Origin of the sequence: Desulfosarcina sp. (assembly GCF_041551955.1) — a bacterium.
Lineage (GTDB): Bacteria > Desulfobacterota > Desulfobacteria > Desulfobacterales > Desulfosarcinaceae > Desulfosarcina.
The window spans coordinates 1-22,235 of sequence record NZ_JBFELV010000036.1; the positions used below are offsets into that span (position 1 = coordinate 1).

24 protein-coding genes are annotated in these 22,235 nt (G+C 56.9%); 9 read left to right on the forward strand and 15 right to left on the reverse strand.

Annotated features, from left to right (window positions below):
- Window positions 1–185, forward strand: a 185-nt coding sequence (locus ABYV26_RS04795) for a DsbA family protein (protein WP_372678679.1), incomplete at its 5' end; no start/stop codon positions are given.
- Between the two features lie 103 nt (window positions 186–288).
- The gene (locus tag ABYV26_RS04800) at window positions 289–1,140 is read left to right on the forward strand and encodes a hypothetical protein (protein WP_372678681.1); all 852 of its coding nucleotides are present in this window, start codon (window positions 289–291) and stop codon (window positions 1,138–1,140) included.
- 10 nt (window positions 1,141–1,150) lie between these two features.
- Here the strand turns inward: ABYV26_RS04800 and ABYV26_RS04805 are convergent, their stop codons facing one another.
- Complete coding sequence (locus tag ABYV26_RS04805; RefSeq protein ID WP_372678683.1) at window positions 1,151–1,645, reverse strand: regulatory protein RecX; 495 nt, start codon at window positions 1,643–1,645, stop codon at window positions 1,151–1,153.
- A 100-nt stretch (window positions 1,646–1,745) separates the two neighbouring features.
- On the opposite strand from ABYV26_RS04805, the gene ABYV26_RS04810 reads away from it, so the two are divergent.
- Window positions 1,746–2,282, forward strand: coding sequence for a glycine cleavage system protein R (locus tag ABYV26_RS04810; RefSeq protein WP_372678685.1), 537 nt, complete (start codon window positions 1,746–1,748; stop codon window positions 2,280–2,282).
- A 75-nt stretch (window positions 2,283–2,357) separates the two neighbouring features.
- On the opposite strand, the gene gpmI is transcribed toward ABYV26_RS04810, so the two are convergent.
- The 8 genes from gpmI to rplU all read right to left on the reverse strand — a co-directional run bounded on the left by gpmI (window position 2,358) and on the right by rplU (window position 9,344).
- Window positions 2,358–3,899 (reverse strand): 2,3-bisphosphoglycerate-independent phosphoglycerate mutase, encoded by a 1,542-nt coding sequence (gene gpmI / locus ABYV26_RS04815; RefSeq protein WP_372678687.1) that lies wholly within the window; start codon window positions 3,897–3,899, stop codon window positions 2,358–2,360.
- A 175-nt stretch (window positions 3,900–4,074) separates the two neighbouring features.
- Window positions 4,075–4,488 (reverse strand): ribosome silencing factor, encoded by a 414-nt coding sequence (rsfS, locus tag ABYV26_RS04820; protein ID WP_372678689.1) that lies wholly within the window; start codon window positions 4,486–4,488, stop codon window positions 4,075–4,077.
- The gene (nadD, locus tag ABYV26_RS04825; RefSeq protein ID WP_372678691.1) at window positions 4,485–5,150 is read right to left on the reverse strand and encodes a nicotinate-nucleotide adenylyltransferase; all 666 of its coding nucleotides are present in this window, start codon (window positions 5,148–5,150) and stop codon (window positions 4,485–4,487) included. The genes rsfS and nadD overlap by 4 nt, the downstream gene beginning before the upstream one ends.
- A gap of 124 nt (window positions 5,151–5,274) precedes the next feature.
- The gene (locus ABYV26_RS04830; RefSeq protein WP_372678693.1) at window positions 5,275–6,531 is read right to left on the reverse strand and encodes a glutamate-5-semialdehyde dehydrogenase; all 1,257 of its coding nucleotides are present in this window, start codon (window positions 6,529–6,531) and stop codon (window positions 5,275–5,277) included.
- Between the two features lie 29 nt (window positions 6,532–6,560).
- On the reverse strand, window positions 6,561–7,706 hold the full coding sequence (proB, locus tag ABYV26_RS04835) for a glutamate 5-kinase (RefSeq protein ID WP_372678695.1): 1,146 nt from the start codon (window positions 7,704–7,706) through the stop codon (window positions 6,561–6,563).
- The gene (gene obgE / locus ABYV26_RS04840; RefSeq protein WP_372678697.1) at window positions 7,678–8,700 is read right to left on the reverse strand and encodes a GTPase ObgE; all 1,023 of its coding nucleotides are present in this window, start codon (window positions 8,698–8,700) and stop codon (window positions 7,678–7,680) included. Before obgE ends, proB begins: the two co-directional genes overlap by 29 nt.
- The gene (gene rpmA / locus ABYV26_RS04845) at window positions 8,697–8,951 is read right to left on the reverse strand and encodes a 50S ribosomal protein L27 (protein ID WP_372678699.1); all 255 of its coding nucleotides are present in this window, start codon (window positions 8,949–8,951) and stop codon (window positions 8,697–8,699) included. Before rpmA ends, obgE begins: the two co-directional genes overlap by 4 nt.
- Window positions 8,952–9,032: 81 nt before the next feature.
- Complete coding sequence (rplU, locus tag ABYV26_RS04850; protein WP_372678701.1) at window positions 9,033–9,344, reverse strand: 50S ribosomal protein L21; 312 nt, start codon at window positions 9,342–9,344, stop codon at window positions 9,033–9,035.
- Window positions 9,345–9,590: 246 nt separating this feature from the next.
- On the opposite strand from rplU, the gene fdhD reads away from it, so the two are divergent.
- Window positions 9,591–10,391 carry a formate dehydrogenase accessory sulfurtransferase FdhD gene (fdhD, locus tag ABYV26_RS04855; RefSeq protein ID WP_372678703.1) on the forward strand — a complete coding sequence of 267 codons (801 nt, stop codon included), beginning with the start codon at window positions 9,591–9,593 and terminating at the stop codon, window positions 10,389–10,391.
- A 115-nt stretch (window positions 10,392–10,506) separates the two neighbouring features.
- Window positions 10,507–11,529 (forward strand): tRNA dihydrouridine synthase, encoded by a 1,023-nt coding sequence (locus tag ABYV26_RS04860; protein WP_372678705.1) that lies wholly within the window; start codon window positions 10,507–10,509, stop codon window positions 11,527–11,529.
- Window positions 11,530–11,628: 99 nt separating this feature from the next.
- On the opposite strand, the gene ABYV26_RS04865 is transcribed toward ABYV26_RS04860, so the two are convergent.
- Together ABYV26_RS04865 and yeiP are read right to left on the reverse strand one after the other, a co-directional pair.
- Entirely contained in the window at window positions 11,629–12,534 is a 906-nt protein-coding gene (locus ABYV26_RS04865) for an HD-GYP domain-containing protein (RefSeq protein WP_372678707.1), read from the reverse strand.
- A gap of 238 nt (window positions 12,535–12,772) precedes the next feature.
- The gene (gene yeiP, locus ABYV26_RS04870) at window positions 12,773–13,345 is read right to left on the reverse strand and encodes an elongation factor P-like protein YeiP (protein WP_372678709.1); all 573 of its coding nucleotides are present in this window, start codon (window positions 13,343–13,345) and stop codon (window positions 12,773–12,775) included.
- Window positions 13,346–13,510: 165 nt separating this feature from the next.
- Here yeiP and ABYV26_RS04875 point away from each other — a divergent pair, with 165 nt between their 5' ends.
- Both ABYV26_RS04875 and ABYV26_RS04880 read left to right on the forward strand, forming a co-directional pair.
- On the forward strand, window positions 13,511–13,885 hold the full coding sequence (locus tag ABYV26_RS04875; protein WP_372678711.1) for a hypothetical protein: 375 nt from the start codon (window positions 13,511–13,513) through the stop codon (window positions 13,883–13,885).
- A gap of 580 nt (window positions 13,886–14,465) precedes the next feature.
- Window positions 14,466–14,762 carry a hypothetical protein gene (locus tag ABYV26_RS04880; protein ID WP_372678713.1) on the forward strand — a complete coding sequence of 99 codons (297 nt, stop codon included), beginning with the start codon at window positions 14,466–14,468 and terminating at the stop codon, window positions 14,760–14,762.
- Window positions 14,763–14,831: 69 nt separating this feature from the next.
- Here the strand turns inward: ABYV26_RS04880 and ABYV26_RS04885 are convergent, their stop codons facing one another.
- The 4 genes from ABYV26_RS04885 to tsaA all read right to left on the reverse strand — a co-directional run bounded on the left by ABYV26_RS04885 (window position 14,832) and on the right by tsaA (window position 20,628).
- On the reverse strand, window positions 14,832–15,842 hold the full coding sequence (locus ABYV26_RS04885; protein ID WP_372678715.1) for a GNAT family N-acetyltransferase: 1,011 nt from the start codon (window positions 15,840–15,842) through the stop codon (window positions 14,832–14,834).
- A 234-nt stretch (window positions 15,843–16,076) separates the two neighbouring features.
- On the reverse strand, window positions 16,077–17,429 hold the full coding sequence (gene purB, locus ABYV26_RS04890) for an adenylosuccinate lyase (RefSeq protein WP_372678716.1): 1,353 nt from the start codon (window positions 17,427–17,429) through the stop codon (window positions 16,077–16,079).
- Window positions 17,430–17,652: 223 nt separating this feature from the next.
- Window positions 17,653–20,139 carry an AAA family ATPase gene (locus tag ABYV26_RS04895; protein ID WP_372678718.1) on the reverse strand — a complete coding sequence of 829 codons (2,487 nt, stop codon included), beginning with the start codon at window positions 20,137–20,139 and terminating at the stop codon, window positions 17,653–17,655.
- 66 nt (window positions 20,140–20,205) lie between these two features.
- The gene (gene tsaA / locus ABYV26_RS04900) at window positions 20,206–20,628 is read right to left on the reverse strand and encodes a tRNA (N6-threonylcarbamoyladenosine(37)-N6)-methyltransferase TrmO (protein ID WP_372678720.1); all 423 of its coding nucleotides are present in this window, start codon (window positions 20,626–20,628) and stop codon (window positions 20,206–20,208) included.
- 123 nt (window positions 20,629–20,751) lie between these two features.
- Here tsaA and ABYV26_RS04905 point away from each other — a divergent pair, with 123 nt between their 5' ends.
- Together ABYV26_RS04905 and ABYV26_RS04910 are read left to right on the forward strand one after the other, a co-directional pair.
- Window positions 20,752–21,552 (forward strand): class I SAM-dependent methyltransferase, encoded by an 801-nt coding sequence (locus tag ABYV26_RS04905; RefSeq protein ID WP_372678722.1) that lies wholly within the window; start codon window positions 20,752–20,754, stop codon window positions 21,550–21,552.
- 163 nt (window positions 21,553–21,715) lie between these two features.
- Window positions 21,716–22,235: radical SAM protein (locus ABYV26_RS04910; RefSeq protein WP_372678724.1), on the forward strand; the 520-nt coding region annotated here is incomplete at its 3' end.

The following is a 22,235-nucleotide window of genomic DNA, read 5'->3' on the forward strand; positions in this document are numbered from 1 at the left end:
CGGCACAGGTGGTGCTGGACCAGCGATCCTATCGTGATGCTGTGGACCAGGACTGGCAACGGTCCCGTGAGTTGGGAATTACCGCTGTCCCCACCTTTGTCCTCAACGACCAGCGGCTGGTGGGTGCACAATCCTACGCGGCACTGGAGGAGATGGTTTTATCGGCAGAGGTGAGAAAACGATAATAACGACACCTTGCGTCAAACAAAATAATCGTGACATGGTGGCGTCCGCTTTGCCGACCCTTTCGATGCGTCCCATTCACGATTTCTGGATTGGTATTTCATCGTGAAAAACATTTTTTTGGCAAGTGTGCTTCTTGTTACCGTGCTGACCACAGCTGCCTGGGGCGACCTGAGCGGCCGATGGTCCGGAAACGACGGGGGCATTTATTATTTGCGCCAGACCGACGGCTATGTGTATTGGTATGGTGAAGCCGCCGATGCACAGCCTAAATGGTCAAACGTATTTTCCGGGCGCCTTTTTGGAACCCGCATCAAGGGAAACTGGGCCGATGTTCCCAAGGGGCGGACAACGGGTGCCGGCAACTTGGAACTGGTGCTCGAAAATGACGGGAACGATCTGCGGGTCGTAAATAAGACCGGCGGATTTGTCGCTACCCGGTGGACACGAACAAATACAGAGGCTTCCGTCACCCAGCCGCTGATGCAGATGAAACCCACGGGAAAGGCGGATTGCGTTCGCTTCGACCCGGCCGCCCTCTGCGTTCGCCAGGTAAATGGAAGATGGAAAATCGTCGACGCTGAACACTGGCTGTTGGATTTTGGTCCCAACCAGGCCGCCGCCGATCAATCGCTGAAGGTGATTCGTCACTATCGCATGGACCGCGCCTGCTTTGTCGGCCGTCCGAACCCCCTATTTTCCTATATGCTGGCAAAAGGCGGTAGCCCGTCGGGAGCCATAGCCGGTGAAGATTGCGTGGATTTCGACCCGAAGACCGTCGCGGTAAGCAACATCCAAGGTCGCTGGAAAATCGTGTCCGGCCGCCGATGGCTGTTCGATTTCGGCCCAGCCCAGACCGAAGCACGACAGGCGTTATCCGTTATCCGGCGTTACAGATTCAGCCGATCCTGTTTCGTGGGGCGGCCCGACGCCGACTTTAGTTATCTGCGCCGCTGAAGGCTGGGTCTCAGACGTCGGAGATGGCACGGTTGATAACGCCTGACACGAACCCCCGGCCGGCTAAAAACCGGTAGGCCTTCTGTCGGCGTTTCCATGGGTCGGCCTCGCGGTTCAGACGAGACGCTTTTTTTTCCAATAGGCAACGCGCGCTGAGCACCTGGGCCTCCTCATCACCGCAACGGGCCAACGCCTGTTCGATCAAATCATCGTCAAGCCCTTTCTGCCCGAGAGTCTGGCGAACCCGCAAGGGGCCGTATCCCCTTTCGGCCAGATGCCCGGCGATCATCGCAGCGGTTTTGGCATCGTCCAGATACCCCAGTTCCCGGCATCGTGCCAAGGCACGCTCAATGGTGGTATGGTCAAATCCCTTTTGCCGAAGTTTGACAGCCAACTCCTTGCGGGTGTGGTCCCGCTGGGTCAGCATCCGAAAGGCGCTCTCCAGGGCGCTGGCGCTCGTCTTGGACGGCATGCTGCCGACTTGTCGGTAATTTTCTTTTTTCATGCAATCAACCAAGGACCGCCGCCAACGCTGGCAACCAAAGGAAAGGTTAAACGGGCTGTCGCGGCCACCAACAACATATCATCAACGGAGAGGAGTTTTTATGGGACAACGATTCATCATGACCGCTTTCGGCAAGGACCGGCCCGGCATCGTTGCCGACGTCACCGGGATTCTGTATGAAAACGGCTGCAACTTGGAGGACACATCCATGACCCTGCTGGCCGGGGAATTCACCCTGATCCTGCTCTTCACGGCCGGGTCGGCGGATGTGGCCGGCCCGCTGTCCACGGCCTGCCGCCGGCTGGAGCAGGAAAAGGGGATTTCCGCGTTTCTCCGCCCGCTGGAGGCACGCAAGATGACCACACCCAGCCAGCATGTCATGACTCGCGGCCTGCATGTGGAAGGTCTGGACCAAGCAGGGATCGTCTACAAGGTCAGCCGTTTCCTGGCGAGCCACAGCATCAATATCGTCGACCTCAAATCCACGGTCAAGGCCTCCCCGGAAAGCGGTACGGCCATGTACATCATGGACATCCGGGTCCAAATACCCAATGACACCACCATGGATCCTGTGGAAAAGGGGTTGCGTGCCGTTGCCGATGAACTGAACGTGGACATCACGTTGTCGGACCGCTGAGATCCGGGTCGTCGGAACAGGGAAACGCCTTGGCATGATCCTGGTTCCGCCTTGAAGTGGTTTCTGTGACGGCTTTTAGGTCTGCAAAAGACTCCGTCCGGTCATCTGCGCCGGTTTCTTCAATCCCATCAGTTCCATAACAGTCGGCGCAACATCGCCCAAACGGCCTTCCCGCAGGCGAACCCCCTTTCGATTGTCGTCCAACAGCAACAGGCGAACCGGATTGGTGGTGTGGGCCGTAAACGGTTTGCCGTCGGAGTCGGCCATCTTTTCCGAGTTGCCGTGATCGGCGGTTACCAGGGCTACGCCATCTCTCTCCCAGAGTTTGCTGACCACTTTTTCCAGACAGCGGTCCACCGTTTCGCAGGCCTTCACAGCGGCGGCCATCACCCCGCTGTGGCCCACCATGTCCATGTTAGCGAAATTGAGCACGATAAAATCGTATTTATCCGAATCCAGCCGGGCAACCACTTCGTCGGCCACCTGGGGGGCGCTCATTTCTGGCTTCTGGTCGTAGGTGGCCACATCCCGTGGAGAGGGAATCAGGCACCGTTCTTCGTTATCAAACGGCGTCTCTTCACCGCCATTGAAAAAGTAGGTCACATGGGCGTACTTCTCGGTTTCGGCGATACGCAGCTGGCAGAGTCCCTGTCGGCTCAGGACCTCTCCGAGAATCATCTCCAGGTGCACGGGGCCAAAGGCCACGGGCAGGTCGAATGCTTCGTCGTACAGGGTCATGGTGGTGTAGCCGGAAAGTGCCGGAACCACCGTGCGCTCGAATCCATCGAATTTTTTTTCGGTAAATGCCCGGGTGATCTCCCGGGCACGGTCCGCGCGGAAGTTAAAGAAGATGATGCCGTCACCGTCGGCCACCGTTCCCACCGGTTGGCCGCTTTGGTCGACCATCACCACCGGCTGGACGAATTCATCGGTCTCATCACGGTGGTAGGCTGAGTTAACGGCGGCCACCGGATCGGTTTCCGCCCGGCCATGGCCTTCGGTGTAGAGCCGGTAGGCTTTTTCCACCCGATCCCATCGCTTGTCCCGATCCATGGCAAAGTAGCGGCCGCAGACGGAGGCAACGGTACCGTTGCCGATGGCCTGGATATGGTCCTGCAGCTGCTTCAGATAGTTCACGCCGCCGTCAGGCGGTGTATCCCGGCCGTCGAGAATAGCATGAACGAAGACCCTGGACAGCCCTTTTTGCCGGGCCATGTCCAGCAGGGCCAACAGATGGGCAAGCTGGCTGTGGACACCGCCATCTGACAACAAACCCATCAGGTGCAGCGCCGTGCCCCGGGAAGCCACCGCATCCATGTTGGCGCTAAGCGCTGCATTTTCGAAGAAGGCCCCCTCTTCGATCGCTTTGTCGATGCGCACGAGGTCCTGGTAGACGACACGTCCGGCACCGATGTTCATATGCCCCACTTCGCTGTTGCCCATGATGCCTTCGGGCAGCCCCACATCCTGGCCCGAGCAGCGCAGTTGTGTCGATGGATAGCTGGATTGAAGCCTGTCCAGAAACGGTGTATGGGCCATCATCACCGCATTGGTCGGCTCGTCGACGCCGATTCCCCATCCGTCGAGAATTATCAGCATATGGGTCTTTTTCTGCATTATCTTTCCCCCCATGGTTTTTTATGGGCACTAGCGCCTGTTTCAAATCGTTTCAGTTCGGTCAATATCAAGGCGGGCGATCATTTCAACCGGAGGCATACATCGAGTATGTCGAGGATTGAAAGGTGAGTCCCAACGCCAATATTGGCCGAAATGGGGCGTTTTGAAATTGGCGCTATTCGATGAAGACCGATTCATCCACCTCGCAATCGTCATCCGGACAGTCGACCACCTGTTTCAAGCTCTCCGTCTGGATGCGCCGGGCATCTGACCACAGCCCTTCCAGATTGTAAAAACTGCGCGTGCTTTCGAAAAAGACGTGGATCACCACGTGCCCGTAATCCATGAGCACCCAGTGCCCCTCCTTGAGGCCGTCGACACTCTGGGCCTTGATGCCCTTTTTTTTTAGGTCCCGCTGGATATGTTCGGCGATGGCGCTGACTTGGCGGTTGGACGTCCCGTGGCAGATAAGAAATGCATCCGCCAGGCTGGTGAGGTGGCCGACGTCTAAAAGGACCGGGTTTTTGGCTTTTTTGCCAAGCGCTGATTTGACGTAAACGTCCAGTTCAGCATCACTCGTCTTGGTCATCGATAAAGTTCCTTTTTTTCAATATAAGCGTTGACTTTCGATGGAACAAGGTCACCAACTTTTTTTCCTTCCCTGATTCGCTGCCTGATCTGGCTGGACGAGATGTCTATGGGTTGGATCGGCAGCAGGTGGATCTTGTACTTGCCGGCCCGGTGCCAGCAAGACTGTTCGTCGAGATAATGATAATCCCCTGACAACCCGGATCGGATATAGCCGTCCATCCGGCTGACATCGTCGCCGGCTGGCATCCTGCCGTCCACCCATCGCGACACCACCACCGGTTGAACCGCCTCCAGCAACCGTCGATGACTTTTCCAGGTATGAATCTCCAGAAAGGCATCCATTCCCATGATCAGAAACAGCACGGCACCGGGAGTGATCCGTGTGTTGAAGTGGTCCACCGTGTCGATGGTGTACGACCGGCCTTTACGCCGGATTTCGACGTCAGACAGGCAGTAACGGGTATCGGCGGGCAGGGCCAGTTGAATCATTCGGATCCGCTCGGACGCCGGTGCCAGGAATGCAGGAAATTTGTGGGGGGGCACCCGGCAGGGGACTATATAAAGCCGATCCAGGAAGAATCGGTGGAGAACCTGTTCGGCCACCATCAGGTGACCCTTATGGATCGGATTGAATGTTCCCCCGAATATGCCAGCTCGCATGACCTGTTCCCCAGGGCATTCAAATCATTAATTGGGCAAGGCTAGAGGGAGGAAGCCGCACTGTGATGTACCGCGACAATCGATAACGCAGCCCAAATTAATTATCTCAAAGCCTTGCAAAGGGCTACGCCCTAACCTGGCCGTCGCCCAAAACCACGAACTTTTGGGTGGTCAATTCGTTGAGCCCCATGGGACCAAAGGCGTGCAGTTTTGACGTGCTGATGCCCATTTCGGCGCCCAGCCCCAACTGGCCGCCGTCGTTAAACCGGGTGGAGGCGTTGACCAGCACCACCGAGGCGTCCACGTCCCGGACAAACCGGTGGGCCCGGCGGTAATCGCTTGTTACAATCGCCTCCGTGTGGTTCGATCCGTATCGGGCGATGTGGGCCATGGCATCGTCCATATTCGCTACCACCCGAACGGCCAGGATCAAGTCAAGGTACTCTGCGGGCCAATCCGCATCGGTAGCGGGGGGTATGCCGGGGAGAATGGCGCAGGTTTCCGGGCATCCCCGAAGCTGCACACCAGCCGTATCGTATCGCCGGGCCATGGCCGGAAGGAAATCTGGCGCCACCTGTTGGTGGACCAGCAGCGTTTCCATGGCGTTGCACACCCCAGGCCGCTGTACCTTGGCATTGTAACAGATATTCTCAGCCATTTGAAGGTCGGCCGACTGGTCCACAAAAACATGGCAGACCCCTTTGTAATGCTTAAGGACGGGGATCCTTGAATTCTCCGCCACAAATCGGATCAGGCCCTCACCACCCCGGGGAATGATCAGATCCACAAAGTCGTCCTGAAGCAGAAGGGCGTTGATCGCCGCTCGGTCCTCCATGGGCACCACCTGGGCGGCTTGGGCCGGCAATCCGACCGATTTCAGGGCTTGGCCGATAATTCCAGCAAGGGCCCGGTTGGAATGTAGCGCCTCGGAACCGCCCCTGAGTATGACGGCATTGCCGGACTTCAGGCACAGACCGGCGGCATCGATGGTGACATTGGGCCTCGACTCATAGATGATGCCGATGACGCCCAGCGGAATGCGCATCTTGGATACCCGCAATCCGTTGGGCCGCACCTGCGTTTCGCCCATGGTGCCCACCGGGTCTGGATAGGCGGCCACTTCCCGGAGACCGCCGGCCATGGCGGCAATGGTTTGCCCCGAGACGGTGAGCCGGTCCACCATGGCACTTGAAAGGCCCGCTTCCCCGGCCCGCTTCAGGTCCTTGCGGTTCTCCTTAATGATCGTTTCCGTCTGCTGCGCCAACAAGTCGGCCATATTCGTCAGGGCCTGGTTCTTTCGGTCCGTTGCGCAGCAGCCCATCACGCCGGCGGCCTGCCGGGCGTCGCGAGCCATTTGACGGATGGTGCGATCGATATCCATGGTATTTCCTCTGAAAAAAAAGTTGGCGCTCAGACGGCTCCGGGTTCTCCGGTGATCACCAGATTGTCCCGGTGGATCACTTCATCGTAGGTTTTCTGGCCAAGACGGGCTTTGATCTGGCTGGTCCTGAGGCCCATGATAGTTCGGATCTCCTCGGCATGGTAGTTCACCAGCCCGTTGCCGACCAGTTGGCCTTCTTCAGTAACCACGGCCACCGCGGCGCCCACCGGGAACTGGCCCTGCACGCCGACAATGCCGCTGGGCAGCAGACTTTTCCCGTTTTTCATCAATGCCTTGGCGGCCCCGGCATCGACCTCGAGTGTTCCCTGGGGGTTGACCGTGTAGCCGATCCAGCATTTCTTTCGGTTCAGTTTTTGCTCCCGAGGCACAAAGAACGTGCCATGGGCCTTTCCGTCTGCCAGGCGAATCAGGATGTCCGGCCGGTACCCCTTGGCAATCACCATGGGTATCCCCGATGCAGTGACCTTGCGGGCGGCTTTGATCTTGCTCAACATGCCTCCGGTGCCCAAGGCGCCGGGAATATCGCCGGCATACTTTTCGATGCTCCGGCTGTAGGTGGCCACCCGGGGGATTAGACGGGCATCCGGACAGACCCGGGGATCCTTGTCATACAGGCCGTCGATATCGGTAAGGTTGATAAAAATGTCGACATCCAGCAGCAGGGAGATCATGGCCGCCAGATTGTCGTTGTCCCCCAGTTTGATCTCTTCCACCATGATGGTGTCGTTTTCATTGATAATCGGCACCACCTGCCATTCGAGCAGGGTGTTCATGGTATTTCTGGCATTCAGGTAGCGTTTGCGACTGACAAGATCGTCGCTGGTGAGTAGTATCTGAGCCACCTTGCGATCGAACCGGGCAAAGGCCTTCTCCCACTCACGAATCAGGCCCGCCTGACCGATGGCGGAAATGGCCTGTCGCTTGGGAATGGCTTCGGGTCGTTTGGGAAAACCCATTTTTTTCATGCCAGAGGCCATGGCTCCCGAAGAGACGAGAATGATCTGAATGCCTTGGTCCAGCAGCCGGCAAATCTGGCTGCTGATGGATGAAATGGCATCGATGTTAAGGCCGGCCTGGGCAGTCAGCACATTGCTGCCCACCTTGACGACGGCCCGCCTGAAGGCGTTATTCTTTTTCTTCCGATTGCGCTTCATCCATTTGATCCAGCAGGTTGCACAGGGTTGCTGTCAGCCGATCGAGCCCCTTGCCGGTGGCGGCAGAAATCGTCAGCAGGTCGCCCTTGCCGAAGGCTTGTTTGAAAAGTGTGGCCGCATCCTCTGCCCAGGCCACATCCATCTTGTTCAATACCACGAGCTGGGGTTTTTCGGATAGTGTTGGGCTATACTGGTGCAGTTCCCGGTTGACCGTATCGAGGTCCCTGAGCGGATGATCGGAATCGATGGCGGCGACATCCACCAGGTGCAACAGCACCCTTGTCCGCTCCACATGCCGCAGGAACTGGATACCCAGGCCGCTACCGGTGTGGGCTCCCTCGATCAACCCGGGAATATCGGCGATGATAAAAGGCTCCCGGTGGTTGGTTTGAATCACACCCAGGTTCGGTGTCAGGGTGGTAAAAGGATAGTCGGCGATCTTGGGCCTGGCTGAAGACATGGCGGCAACCAACGTCGATTTCCCGGCATTGGGCAGCCCCACGACACCCACATCGGCCAGCAGTTTCAGCTCCAGCCGCAAGTTCAGGGTCTGGCCGGGTTCACCCGGCTGCGCAAAGCGGGGCGTCCGGTTGGTCGATGATTTGAACCGTGCGTTTCCCAGCCCCCCCCGGCCTCCTTTTGCAACGACAAAGACCTCGTCGGGTTCGACGAGGTCTTTAATGAGGTCTCCGGTATCGGCGTCGACCACCAGGGTGCCGGGAGGCAGTTCGATGATCAGGTCTTCGCCGCCTTTTCCAGCCCGATTGTTACCTTGGCCGCCAGACCCGTTTTTGGCTTTGCAAAGCTTCTGAAACTGCAGGTGGTAGAGGGTACGCTTTTTGGTGGTCGCTTTGAGAATAACGTCTCCGCCGCGTCCCCCGTCACCTCCGTCAGGCCCGCCTTTGGGGATGTACTTTTCCCGCCGCAAGCTGACGCATCCGGCGCCGCCTTTGCCCGACTGGACGGTAATGCGTGCCTCGTCTATGAATTTCACGCTGCATAGACGCTGACCTGTTTACGGTCTCGGCCTTTTCTTTCATAGGTGACGACACCGTCGATCAGGGCAAAAAGAGTATAGTCTTTGCCAATTCCGACATTGACGCCTGGATGGATTCGGGTGCCGACCTGTCTTACCAGGATATTGCCGGCAAGCACTTCTTGGCCGCCATAGCGCTTGATGCCCCGGCGCTGGGCGTTACTGTCTCGACCGTTTTTTGAACTGCCGGCTGCTTTTTTGTGGGCCATGGTTTCCTCCTCAATAACAAAAGGGCACCGAACGGATGAACAAGTGATTCGGCAACCCTTGCAGGTGTTTCGGAAAAAGGGTTACACTTCGATACGATCGATACGAACGGCCGTGAACGGCTGGCGATGACCTTGTTTGCGGCGATACCGCTTTCTGCGCTTGTATTTGAAAACAAGGATTTTCTTGCTCTTGCCCTGGGCCACAATCTGCCCATGGACCGTTACCCCGTCTACACCGGGTTGGCCGATCTTGACATTTTCGCCATCGGAAAATATAAGGACGTTGTCGAAAGCGATCGGTGACCCGACGTCACCGGTGAGCTTCTCAAATCTGAGGACATCACCTTCCGCAACCTTATATTGTTTACCGCCTGTGGCAACCACTGCATACATGTTTCTGCCCTCCTATGAAAACAAATCGCTTAGTCCTGGATTCAAAAAATAAGAAATATTAAACTTTCCGACACCGTTGTCAAGAAAAAACTGATCGGCCATGGGAATCGGAAAAGTCGTGGACAAGAACCGGCAATTCCTTGTAGTTACAGGATAGCCGTACCGGCGTTTCCAGGGAAACGAAAGGCGCTCATATCCTAACCGCTGCAACGGTTGGCATGTTCTCAGAAGAAAAGGAAGACCATCTTGACCAGTCATCGAGACATCACCATTGTGGAAAACGGACAGGAGCGATCCGAATCCATGGTTTTCATCGGAGAAGAGCCCCTCTCGATCCGGATTCAGGGATCAGCTTATGCCGTTGTCATGCGTACGCCGGGCGAGGAAAAGGCTCACGTGGCCGGCTTTTGCCTCGGAGAGGGCATCGTGGACGACCCCGGGGATATTACCAACATAGCCTTTTGCGATGGTGAAGACACCAATGTGGTCACGGTCACCCTCACCGCCGAGCGGCGGACGAAGATTGCCGAGCATCTGGATCGACGCACGTACATCAGCCAGACATCCTGCGGCATCTGCGGGAAATCCATTGTCGCCGATCTGGTCCAGGCACTTTCGCCGCTGGTTGACGGGGAACCACTGAACGGTAAGGGCGCCCTGGACCGACTGCTCCGCCTGGGCGACTACCAACCGCTGAGGGACAAAACCCGCGCCGCCCATGGCGCGGCCATCTATGACCATGCGTTCAATCAGTTGTCCGTGGCCGAAGACGTGGGCCGGCACAATGCCCTGGACAAAGCCATCGGGTCCCTGTTCGTCGACGGACGACTGCCTAAAGCAGACTTACTGACCCTCTCGTCACGCATCAGCTACGAACTGGTCCAAAAAGCAGCTCGGGCAAGGATTCCTGTCATTCTGGCCGTTTCCCGACCCACTGCCCTGGCCGTTGAACTGGCCACGGCCCTGAACATTACCCTGGCGTCGCTGGGCAAGGGCAACAGCCTGATGGTTTACTGCCACCCTCAACATCTCGTCTGGCCGAGCTGAACCACATTGTCTATCGGTTCTAAGATAAGGTTTTGGACAAGGCTGGAGCAAGGAAGCCGTATTGCAATACTGCGACGACCGACAACGCAGCCCAAGACCTGATCTTAGAACTGATATGGAATCAGACCTTGCTTCACGGCTTAATCGCCCCTTGACCATCGGACGGACCAGGATCGACGGCCGGCTGGTCCTGGCACCCATGACCCTTTTGGGGCATATCGCCTTCCGGGAGTTGTTGGCCGGTTTCGGCGGGTATGGCCTGCTCTTTGGAGAAATGTGCAGCGCCAGACGCATTCCCCAGGAAGTCCGTTCCGGTTCCGCCTATTTCAGCTGGCGGGAGGCGGAGCGGCAGCACCTGGTCATGCAGATTTTCGGCGCCGACCCAATGACCATGGCGGCGGCGGCCCGAATCATCGAGGAAAAGGGCCTGTACGGGGTGGACCTGAACTTCGGCTGCTCGGTGGCCCCCATTTGCAAGCAACGGTGCGGGGCGGCCCTGCTAAAGACACCGGACCAGGCTGCCCGAATCGTCGAGGCGGTGCGCCGGGCCATTACCATCCCGCTGTTCGTCAAGTTTCGCACGGGGTGGATCGACGATCCGACCATTCCGGTCGATCTTGCCCGGCGATTCGCTTCGGCCGGCGCCGACGCCTTGACGTTTCACCCCCGGGTGGCCCCGGATCGGCGCTCCCGCCCGCCCCGCTGGGATTATATCAAACGGGTCAAGGATGCGGTAACTATTCCGGTGTTCGGCAATGGTGACGTGTTCGATGAAACGGATTGCCTGCGAATGCTGCAGACCACCGGCTGCGACGGTGTGGCCATCGGCAGAATGGCCATTGCCCGCCCTTGGCTGATGGCCCAGATGACCGGCCTGCTTTCTCCCGACAACGGAATCTACCGGCGCACGGCCTTTGCCATGCTGGACCTGATGGAACGCAATTTTGACGACCGACGGGCGCTTCGGCGATATAAGAAATTTGCCCTCTATTACAGCGCCAATTTTAAATTCGCCCACAGCTTTAATAAACGGATCGGCAATGCCCGGAATCTAAAAGCCGTGAAGGACGAATTGATGATCTTTTTCAGTGGGAATCCGGAGACGTTGACGCGACCGAACATGAATTTTTTCTTATAGCCGAATCGTCGGTGAGCGGTTAAAACGCCACGTTCCTAACGGCTTGGCCGGCATCTAGGATACGTTGCCGCACTGGCATCTTCGCTTCGTCCGTCGGTTTTAATCATTGGGATCGATGACCCCATACAGATTTTTTGACGGTGGGGAACCCCGGCGTTCAGTGGAGATCACACACCGACTGAAATGGGGTTGAGAACGCCGGTTCAGCGCCACAAGGACCCGGGCCACGATTTCGCTGATGATGCCGGCCTCGGCCTGACGGGTAAGTTCTTCCAGGGCGCTGCGATTATCGAAGGAGACTGGGCGGTAGGGCCGCGGTGATATCAGGGCGTCATATACATCGCTGACCATAATGATATCGATCATCAGGTTGTCGACTGAAACACCTATCGGATATCCGCTGCCGTCCCTGCGCTCATGGTGATCCCTGGCCACCTCGGCGGCAAGAATACCAGGGTCCTGGAAGTAGTAGCTCAGCAGCACGTAGCCGGCCAGCGCGTGGTGGCGCAAGTGCGCATGCTCCGCCTTGGTGAGCGGCTTCTCCTTGGTCAGGACTTCCAGCGGAACGCAAAGCTTGCCGACATCGTGGGTGGGACCGGCCATGACTTCCTGGAGCAAGGCTGCCCTGTCGTCGATCAATTCCCGGGCGATGATAATGGAAAGAGCAAAAACAAGCAGGGCGTGGCGATAGGTGTAAAAGTCCAACTTGCGAAAGTGATAGAGTGATTCCAAGACCGGTTCAGGCAGGACGACATCCCCGGCGATGTCGAGCAATTCTTGCTGTCGACGAGCGTCTTGGAATATCAGGTCGTAGGGGGATGAGGCGAAAAAGCCCAGCAGATCGGACCGGATCTGTTGGTAGTCCAGCAAACGGCAGGTTTTATTGGCGGCTGCCTGTCCGCTGAACAACGTCTCCATGACCTGGTGGGTCAGGTGGGTTCCTGTGGCCAACAAGGTGGCACCCTTACGATCGGTTACCGGGTGGGTGAGTCGGTAGTCCGTCATGGTTACTCCTTTATCAGCGGTTGCCGCATGTCCCCGTTCAGGCAAGTCCTGCCGACATGCGTTGCACGGTTGCGAAGACCGATGGATGGTCACCGGCGCCGTCATGCCTGACCGCCATGGCTTCGCATGGGCTGCATTGCGGATTCAGGCTGAATTGCAATAGCGAATGCATTCCCCGCGGCTTGTCGAAGGGAAGCAAAGATCCCGCTCATCGGGACCGCGGGGAGGGGTCGATGTATCAGTTTTTGACCCGCGTCATATATTGACCGGTTTCCGTATTCACCCGCACGACCTCTCCGGCGGTCATGTATTCGGGTACCAGCACGGATACCCCGTTGGACAGCGTGGCGGGCTTGTTCCGGTTGGTGGCTGTGGCACCCTTGATCACCGGGGCGGTATCCACAATGTCCAGATCGATGGCCTGGGGCAGTTCGATGCACAGGGGGTGACCGTCCCTGAGCAGTATCGTGATGCCTTCCAGGCCGTCGATCAACCACGGGATCTGTCCTTCGAGGGTTTCCTCGGACAGGGTGTGCTGCTCGTAGTTTTGGCTGTCCATAAAGGTGTACAGGTTCTGGTCCCGGTAGAGAAAGCTCGCCCGGCGTTTGTCCACCACCATCTCTTCCAGCGTGTCGTTGCCCTTGTAGGACTGGTCCAGTTTCTGCCCGGTGATCAGCGAGGCGTATCGGACCTTGTACAGAGTGTTGGCCCCCCGCGCCGATGGGGTGTGGACATCGATCTGTTTAACCTGGTAAGGGTGGTCATCAATGTTGATGATGTGACCTTTTTGAAGATTGCTGGCTTTTGGCACTGATGTTCTCCTTTATCTTAACGTCTATATACCGCTTATCCGGGTTCAGGGCAATACAGTTGACGTTTGAATGGCCCGACACCATGTTAGAAAAGGAGCGCAGGCATTTACCTTGAATCGTAGAAGTATTCGGTCGCCTATCATCAAAACCGGTCGAGGGTAACATTGAACGATCACACCACCTTGGAAAAACTGCGGGATGTTGTGTTGACGCCCGAACAACACGCGCGCCTTTTTGGCATGATCGCCGCAGCCTTTAAAATCGCCCTCGATGCGCGGTCACCGAAAAATCGACCACCGGGAAAAGCGGGACTCAGGGCCGAAAAAGGCTACTACCGCCTGCTTTACCTGGAGGGCGGCCTTCATGATAAAGTCAACGCCCCTGAAAAAGCGGATTCCGATGCCCCATCCTACGATTGGGAGGCCATGATCCGCATCATGAGGCAATTGCGGGATATCCCCGAACTTCGCTCAGAAATTATGGCGGGAGTCGAAGCCGCGTTGAACGACGTTTTAGGCACGACGCAGACCGCTGATTGACGACTGATTGAGTATCACGCCATTATCAAAGCCATCTGCAGCGACGACGCCGAAGCGATGATGCGCCATCACTTTCACCGGTCCATTCAGCGCCTCGCCGACGAATCGCAATAGCCCCCCATACTTGCCCAGCGAAAAAAAAATTATCCGATCGGTTGTCTCCCCGTATATCGCATCATGGTTGGCTAAATGGTTTTATGGGGTTTACAAGTCTTTGGGGTCGGACATATCATTGATTCAGGATAGCTGTGCGGATAGGCGGTCGCATGTGATACCGGTCCGTCTCTGCCTCTCCTCATGCAAGTCGTTCCCGCCGCTTCTTTTGTTCGTTTGATGAAAAAAAATTCTATCGGTTGCAATCGTGACGTCTCTTACCGATGCCCCTGCCGTGAATCGCCGAGGGTGAATGATTGAACGTGATATCGTTCAGGAGTGAGAATGATGGTGAACGGTCCCATGAAATTGCCCATGCCCAGCCTTCAAACGGTACGGTCCGTTTGAAGGCCAACCATCCGCGATCAACAATCATCGATGCCGGCAGCAAGATACCGTTGTTGGCCGAAAGCAAGGAGGTAGACAGATGGTCATCATCAATGCAATGCGCTTTCCCCAGGAAAGCGCCGAAAAAGTCGGCAAGCGCTTCCTGGAAATCGTTCCCCCGCCTGATTTCATGAGCATGAAAGGGCCTTACATCAAAGGGACGGAAGAGGGAATCAGGGCCGTCGAGGTATTTGACCTGGACGAGACCAAGCTGGCGTTGGGCCTCGATTATGTCACCCAGCGCTGTGTTACCTATTTCGGCATTCCCGGCTTCACTTACGAGACAAATGTCTATTTCGAGGCACAGGAGTCGTTGAAGCTGATCGGACTGGCATAAGCCCTCTGCATATGGATCCGGCAGGCTACGGATAACGATCACCGGATACTGCCGGATCACCCGTCTCGTTCAAACCACCGGTTCATCGATTTTACAGAACATCTTCACATCCGGGCTCTGCTCCTGCCTGTGCCGGTATTCTGGGCGGCTCTCCTGGACGAATCCCAACTGATGGTACAAGGCCTCCAGGCGGGGGTTGTTGGTCAGGGAGATAAAGCGATGATAGCCCTGCGCTTTCATCAGCGCCATGAAGGATGCTACCGTATGCACACCCACCCGTTGGTTGCGAAAGCGGGTGGATATGGCCAAAGCCCCCATTTCCACGGTCTGTGAATCGATGATTTTCTGCTCCACACAACCCACGACGATGCCGTCGATGGCGGTGACGTAAAACCGGTGCCGGTTTTTTTTCAGGTATGCTTTGGTGCGCGGTTTCAAAAAACCCGAACGCTTGTACATCTCAAGGATACGGTGGACGATCGCCACATCTTCGTCGGTCTTCACCTGGCGAAACGTTTCCTGGAAGTTGTTGGCGATGAGTGTTCCCGCCCCTTCCACCGTGAAGAGCTCGTGTTTGATGGCGTTTTTACCTGCCGAGAGGATGTGCACGCGGTCACACTGACCGGCCTCGATCTTGCGGCAAATGCACGCCATGGCGCCTTTGAAGTTGACGTTGGCGATCAGGTCGCCGAAATCCGCCAGCGATTCAAGGATCCGGCAGGTGGTAATGGCGTTGATTTTGTTCCCCTGGTGGTCAATCAGATACCGGCGCTCCAGAAAAATGACCTTGAACATGGATTCTTGATGGTTGAGTACCGCATCGTAAAAATCGACCTCCGGGGGAACCCGAACAATGGCGGTAGCAGGCAACCGCTTCGCCAACCGGGTAATCAGCTTCTGGTTGGCGAAGCGGTTGGGCATGTTGTGCATGAAGACAGTCAAGGCGCCGTGGCGGGCCAGGAATTTGATGTCGCTGATGATCTCCTGAAAATGATCACGCAAAACACCCTCACGACAGGCGATAAAAACCTCCCTGCCGGCAAGGGCGCGCGCGTATTCTTTGAGATACAGTTTAGGCATGGCGGATACAACCGGTGATTTCAGTTCCTATAAAGTGTGCATCGATCTATGAATCTTTCCCGTAGTCGCTGTTGAATAGGCCAGATCCGTGTCCGTCCAGAAATGGTGGTTTTTGGTTCAGGCCAAAGCCGCAACGATGGTAAAACCGCAGGCGTAGCAGTGATAGGTCGAGGATGTCGCCAGAGTGAGAACGCCGGCCTGGGCCGAACAATGCCATTTCTGGATGGACACGCCTTAGAAGTCGTGGATGCCAGTATAGCTCTCCGGCGTAATCGCCAGCAGTTCCTTCTTGACACGCTCGGCCACATCCAGGGTATCGATAAAGGCGACGATGGCGGCCTGATCGATCGCCGCGTGGGTGCGGGTGAGCGCCAGCAGGGCCTCGTAAGGTTTAGGGTAGCCCTCACGCCTCAGCACGGTCTGAATGCCTTCTGCCACCACCGCCCAGTTGTTGTCGAGGTCTTTTTTCAGCGCGTCTTGGTTGAGGATCAGCTTGTCCAGCCCCCGTTTGAGCGATTTGAGGGCGATGAGGGTGTGGCCCAGCGGCACCCCGATGTTGCGGGTCACCGTGGAGTCGGTCAGGTCCCGCTGAAGCCGGGAGATGGGCAGTTTGGCCGAGAGGTGTTCCAGCACGGCATTGGCGATGCCCAAATTGCCTTCGGCATTCTCGAAATCGATGGGGTTGACCTTGTGGGGCATGGCCGAGGAGCCGATTTCACCCGTTTTGATGGTCTGTTTGAAATAATCCATGGAAATGTAGGCCCACAGGTCTCGGCACAGGTCCAGCAAAATGGTGTTGATCCGCTTTACGCCGTCGAAAAACGCGGCCATGTGGTCGTAGTGTTCGATCTGGGTGGTTATTCGGGAGCGGTGCAGCCCCAGCCCGTCGTTGACCAGCCGGTTGCCGAATGCGATCCAGTCGATGGCCGGATAGGCTGCGTGGTGGGCATTGAAATTCCCCGTGGCGCCGCCGAATTTGGCGGCGAAAGGCACCGTCTCCAGCAGCTTCATTTGTTGGGTCAGCCGATCCACGAAAACATAGATCTCCTTGCCCAGCCGGGTGGGCGACGCGGGTTGGCCGTGGGTCCGGGCCAGCATGGGCACCGGCTTCCATTGTCGGGCCTTGGTCGTCAGGTCGGCCACCGTCGCTTCCAACGCCGGCAGCATCACGGCCTGCCAGGCCTCTTTCAGGGAGAGGGGCACGGCCGTGTTGTTGATGTCCTGAGAAGTCAGGCCGAAGTGGATGAACTCTTTGTAGGCGGACAGGCCCAGCCGGTCGAAGGCTGCTTTGACGAAATACTCTACCGCCTTGACATCGTGGTTGGTGGTCTTTTCGATCTCCTTGATCGCAGCCGCATCGTCCATGGTGAACGTTTGACAGGTTTCCCGCAGGCGGTCGAACACCGCCGGTTGGATATCCACCAGTTGAGGCAGGGGAAGCCGGCACAGGGCGATGAAGTATTCGATTTCCACTCGGACCCGGTAGCGGATCAAGGCACCTTCGCTAAAATAGTCGGACAGGGCGGCGGTGGCCCTCCGGTAGCGTCCGTCCACTGGGGAAATGGCGGTAAGGGGAGAAAGAGTCATCGGGCCTCCTCAACTATTAGGTGAAATGATAGGTGGAAAAAACGCTTTTGATTCGTCGATGGTCGAACTTCTTCTGATCCAGGCCGCTTATAGAAAAATGACCCGGCAATGTCAAACGGTGGGAAGGTTTTCAGGCTGAAGGCCAACGGATTGGGGGGCTCGCAGAATGCCGGCTTTTTGTATGACCGGCCAACATCCACAAGGTAACCCGAATAACTCTCCCTTAACACTGCCTGACTAAGTCCTGCAGCATCGTCTGGCGCTGGCTGGTGTCCTGGTTTCTGATCGCCATGGCCATGGCTTTGCGGGTGCCCACTAACACTGCCAGCCGCCGGGCACGCGTCAGGCCGGTGTAAAGGAGGTTCCTGAATAGCATCTTGAAATGCTGGGTGAGCACCGGAATGACGACCACTTCAAATTCGCTGCCCTGGGATTTGTGGATCGTAATAGCGTAGGCCAGGTCTAGTTCAACGATGTCGTCCCGTTGATAATCCACCATCCGGTTGTCCGGGAAAAAGGAAACCTTACAGGTCAGTGCCTGGTTGTCGATCCGAACGATTTCGCCGATGTCACCGTTATAGACGCCCAGGTCATAATTGTTCCTGCGATGGATGACCCGGTCTCCGGTTCTGAAGACCCGTTCCCCCACGTTCAACTGGTGTTTACCCGCTGACGGGGGGTTGGCCGCCTCCTGAATCATCGCATTCAGGCTCAGGGTGCCGAGACTGCCCCGTGTCATGGGAGAGAGCACCTGGATTTCACAATTCCGGCCGCAATACTTGGGGATCCATTCCAGATATAATTTTTTGACGACGTCCAACGCCGTCAGCCCATAGTGAAGCGAAGACCAAGGGTGGATATTTTTCAGGACGGAAACCAGCTCTTCGACGTGAGTGCCGGCCCGAACCACCTGATCCAGATTGATGTGTTCGAATTTCTTGGGTATGGTCAGTTCTTTCTCGTAGGGGACAACCGGCTCGCTGATTCGAAACTCGTAAAGATTCTCCCCTGCTCCCGCCGCCGAGGCGGACAGCCGTGCATCATAAAACCGTTTCACTTTAGTTACAAAACGCAGCTGCTCCCCAGTGGCTTCATCCGAATCCATGAAAAAGCAGTCGGCACCGTTGGTCCATATCTCCGGCTTTTTAAACGGCGAGTCGATGTATGGCATGTCGCCGCGATTGATCTCATGGGCGTATTTGATGATCAGGGACTGTTCCGCCTGTCTGAAAATACGGGTCAAGCGAAAGGAAGGCACCCTGCCCGAAGCGATGACATCCCGCAGGACATTGCCGGCGCCCACCGAAGGCAGCTGGTCGGCATCACCGATAAAAAGAACCTGACCCCTTTCCGGAACCGCTTTGAGCAGGGATGCCGTCAGGCTGATGTCCAGCATGGAGCATTCATCCACGATCAGAAAATCGGCATCCAGGGGATTCTCTTCGTTTTTCTTGAACCGGCCAAGCTGCCATTCAAGCAGCCGGTGGATGGTCTTCGATTCACGGCCGATGACATCGGTCATCCGCTGCGCCGCCCGGCCGGTGGGGGCGGCCAGCAGCACCCGCACGTTGAGGGCGTCGAGCAGCTTCACCAGGACAAGGGTCGTGGTGGTCTTGCCCACCCCGGGACCGCCGGTCAGCACGGAGAATTTCCTGCCCACGACACCCCGGACAGCCGCCGCCTGCTCGTCACTCAAGCGAATGTGGGTGGTGCGGCAGTAATTGCCGATCCAGCGGTTCACCCGATCCATATCGATGGCAACCGCCCCGCCCAAGCGGGCGATCTTTCGGGCCACATATAACTCGTCGAAATACAGTGTCTTTGAATAATAACGATTTTCAGCACCCCCGTCTGGAGTCTCGCATCCGCGCATCATCAACAGGCCACCGGCCTTCATGTCATCCAGCAATTCAGGCAGGCGGCCGCCCACGTCCAGAGCCAGCAGGTCATGGGTCCGCTCCCTGATTTGTGCTTCGGTCAGGTAGCAGTGACCGAAGTCCCTGCTGGCAGCCAACACGTGGCTGATCCCCGCCATGATTCTCTGCCGGCTGTCGGTTTCCAAACCGATGCTCAGGGCAACCCGGTCCGCTGAAAAAAAACCGATGCCGTATAGATCCCTGGCCAGTCGATAAGGGTCTTCGGTGACGGTAGCGATGGCCTGGTCCCCGTATGCCTTGTAAATCCGGACAGCATAGAGCGTGCTGATCCCATGGGATTGCAGAAACATCATGACCTCGCGGACGGCACGGTGTTCGATCCATGCGGCGCTGATGGTCTCCAGTTTTTTTTCTGCAATCCCCGGAACCTCGGTGAGTCTGCCGATATCTCCTTCGAAAATATCCAGCGTTTCCTTGTCGAAGTGCCTGACAATTTTTTTGGCCGTCTTGGGTCCAACTCCCTTGATGAGCCCCGATCCGAGGTACTTCTCCAGTGCGGCGCTGGTGGCCGGCTTGACCTCGATGGCACGGGTGGCGTTGAATTGCCGGCCATATTTGGGTTTGATTGTCCAGGCACCGATAAATTCCATGGTCGCACCGGCAAAAACCCGGGTCTGGTGAACAATCACGGTTTGCGGCTGGTGGGGATTGTCGAACGGCAGGACGCGAAGGACCGACCAACCGCTGTCGGCATTGTGGTAGGTGACACGATCCACTATCCCGCGAAGCCGCTCAGTGGGGGTGTCGGTTTGATGATTGATTGGCGATTGCATGATAAAAGTGGCCGGGGTGTTTGTGCAAAAGGTTGATCCGCGGTTCATGATCTGCCGTTTTTTTGATTACCCGGACCCTGAAATCCACTCCGGCAACCGGATCTCCGACGGATCCAGATTGTCGGGAAGGTAGCATTTGATGTCGATCACCGGCGTGTCGTTGCGGGCGTCGATCGCATCGATATGGATCGTAGTCCCGGCGATGGATATCACCCGGCAAGCCGATATGCCGAGCAGATTGGGGCGCACCGGTGCGTGGGTGGCAAAGACACCGGTGAGCGGGTTTGAGGGGTTTTTCCTCGGGTGCACCTGGAGCCGGCGGCGCTCTGCGGAATTGTCATTTTCGTGAAACCAGTAGCAGACGATGATGTGCGAAAAACCCTCCAGCCCCAGAAGGCCGTCCTGGAAAGCCGGGTCGATCTCGATGCGGACGGTATGGCCAGTTTTACGGATCCATCCGATGGGGTGCACCTGAAATGTGTCGCTCATGTCGGCCTCCTCGTGAATCGCTGAATAATGGTTTCATACAATCAACTTGCAACTCGATGATCAAGAAATATATTAAGGAGGTTGCCCTTGATTCACCCGCTGTAATTAAATACACTTATTCTCATGGGTTATATTTTCGACTTTCACGATGCCAAACGCTACCACCAGTGGATGCAAAAGCGCAAGAACCGCTTGGCCGCCGACCTGGAGAGCCGTCTCATGCTGGGAATGCTGGATCCGGTAGCCGGGGAGTCGGTGCTGGACATCGGCTGCGGCACCGGGGCCTCGATCGAACCGCTATTGGAAAAGGGTCTCGACGTGACAGGCATCGATCCCTCACCCTACATGCTGGACATCTTGTCCACAACGCTGGGCAATCGCGTCTCTCTGTATCGTGGGTTCGCCGAAGATCTTCCCTTTGACGACAATTCTTTCAACCATGCCTGCCTGTTTACCTGCCTTGAATTTGTGGACGACCCGAAAAAAGCCCTGGCAGAAGCCTTTCGGGTTGCCAAAGACCGCGTGTTTATCGGATTCTTGAACCGCTATGCCCTCACCGGCATCGGACGGCGGGTACAGGGTATATTCACCCCGACCATATACAACCGGGCCAACTTCTTCAGCGTCTGGGAAATAAAAAGCATGGTCCGGCAACTGATGGGACCGGTCCCCGTTTGCTGGCGCACCGTCTGCCAGTTTCCCGGTCCCTGGGGAGCTTGGATGAAGCATTTCGAAGGCTCAGGCCTGGTCCAGCGTTTCCCTTTCGGGACCTTCGCCGGCATCGTCGTCACCCTGGTGCCCCGGTTCCGAACGCGTCCCCTGGCCATCCGATACCAGCCCAAAAAGGTCGGCCGCATTGCAGCCGGTACGGCCGGTTGTTCCGGCATGGCCCCGTCCAATGGTTTTGACGATTCGCCGCAGTAATCCGGCGTGAAATGCGCCCACCTTTTCGTTCCAATAATTGGTCGAATTTAGTGAGAATCATTTGACAAAAGATTCAAATAACTGTTTAAATTAAAAAATTCTGTTTTCGGGCAAACGGTTCCCATGGCAGGAAAGCCGCCCGGAAGGAAAGGAGCCCACCCGCGTGGAAGCCTGGCTCTACGAAACTTTGCAGGACCAGCGCGTCCGATGCCGTCTGTGCAGCCATACCTGCCTGATCGGCAGCGGTAAACGGGGACTTTGCGGGGTGCGGGAAAACCGGGATGGCGTTCTGGAGACACGGGTATACGGGCGCCTGATCGCTGCCGGAGACGACCCGATCGAGAAAAAACCGCTGTTCCACCTGATGCCAGGCAGCCGGTCTTTTTCCATCGCCACGGTCGGCTGCAATTTCAAATGCCGGTTCTGCCAGAATGCCGACATCGCCCAAATGCCGGCCGACCGCGACGGCATGGTGATGGGAGATGTGGCGACGCCGCAACAGGTGGTGACCGCTGCCCAGCGCAAAAAATGCACCAGCATCGCTTACACCTATACCGAACCGACGGTGTTTTTCGAGTTTGCCTGCGACACGGCACAATTGGCCCACCGCCAGGGGCTCAAAAACATATTCGTGACCAATGGGTACATGAGCGCCGAGGCGCTGCAGCAGGTCAGTCCCTTCC

What these genes read in the sequence shown, in the direction of transcription:
- proB (WP_372678695.1), bottom strand. Translation starts at nt 7,706, where the DNA reads ATGAAGCGCAATCGGAAGAAAAAGAATAACGCCTTCAGGCGGGCCGTC.
- ABYV26_RS04805 (WP_372678683.1), bottom strand. Translation starts at nt 1,645, where the DNA reads ATGAAAAAAGAAAATTACCGACAAGTCGGCAGCATGCCGTCCAAGACG.
- rplU (WP_372678701.1), bottom strand. Translation starts at nt 9,344, where the DNA reads ATGTATGCAGTGGTTGCCACAGGCGGTAAACAATATAAGGTTGCGGAA.
- ABYV26_RS04880 (WP_372678713.1), top strand. Translation starts at nt 14,466, where the DNA reads ATGGTCATCATCAATGCAATGCGCTTTCCCCAGGAAAGCGCCGAAAAA.
- ABYV26_RS04810 (WP_372678685.1), top strand. Translation starts at nt 1,746, where the DNA reads ATGGGACAACGATTCATCATGACCGCTTTCGGCAAGGACCGGCCCGGC.
- purB (WP_372678716.1), bottom strand. Translation starts at nt 17,429, where the DNA reads ATGACTCTTTCTCCCCTTACCGCCATTTCCCCAGTGGACGGACGCTAC.
- nadD (WP_372678691.1), bottom strand. Translation starts at nt 5,150, where the DNA reads ATGCGAGCTGGCATATTCGGGGGAACATTCAATCCGATCCATAAGGGT.
- ABYV26_RS04830 (WP_372678693.1), bottom strand. Translation starts at nt 6,531, where the DNA reads ATGGATATCGATCGCACCATCCGTCAAATGGCTCGCGACGCCCGGCAG.
- gpmI (WP_372678687.1), bottom strand. Translation starts at nt 3,899, where the DNA reads ATGCAGAAAAAGACCCATATGCTGATAATTCTCGACGGATGGGGAATC.
- ABYV26_RS04905 (WP_372678722.1), top strand. Translation starts at nt 20,752, where the DNA reads ATGGGTTATATTTTCGACTTTCACGATGCCAAACGCTACCACCAGTGG.
- ABYV26_RS04865 (WP_372678707.1), bottom strand. Translation starts at nt 12,534, where the DNA reads ATGACGGACTACCGACTCACCCACCCGGTAACCGATCGTAAGGGTGCC.
- ABYV26_RS04885 (WP_372678715.1), bottom strand. Translation starts at nt 15,842, where the DNA reads ATGCCTAAACTGTATCTCAAAGAATACGCGCGCGCCCTTGCCGGCAGG.
- ABYV26_RS04860 (WP_372678705.1), top strand. Translation starts at nt 10,507, where the DNA reads ATGGAATCAGACCTTGCTTCACGGCTTAATCGCCCCTTGACCATCGGA.
- ABYV26_RS04895 (WP_372678718.1), bottom strand. Translation starts at nt 20,139, where the DNA reads ATGCAATCGCCAATCAATCATCAAACCGACACCCCCACTGAGCGGCTT.
- rsfS (WP_372678689.1), bottom strand. Translation starts at nt 4,488, where the DNA reads ATGACCAAGACGAGTGATGCTGAACTGGACGTTTACGTCAAATCAGCG.
- rpmA (WP_372678699.1), bottom strand. Translation starts at nt 8,951, where the DNA reads ATGGCCCACAAAAAAGCAGCCGGCAGTTCAAAAAACGGTCGAGACAGT.
- tsaA (WP_372678720.1), bottom strand. Translation starts at nt 20,628, where the DNA reads ATGAGCGACACATTTCAGGTGCACCCCATCGGATGGATCCGTAAAACT.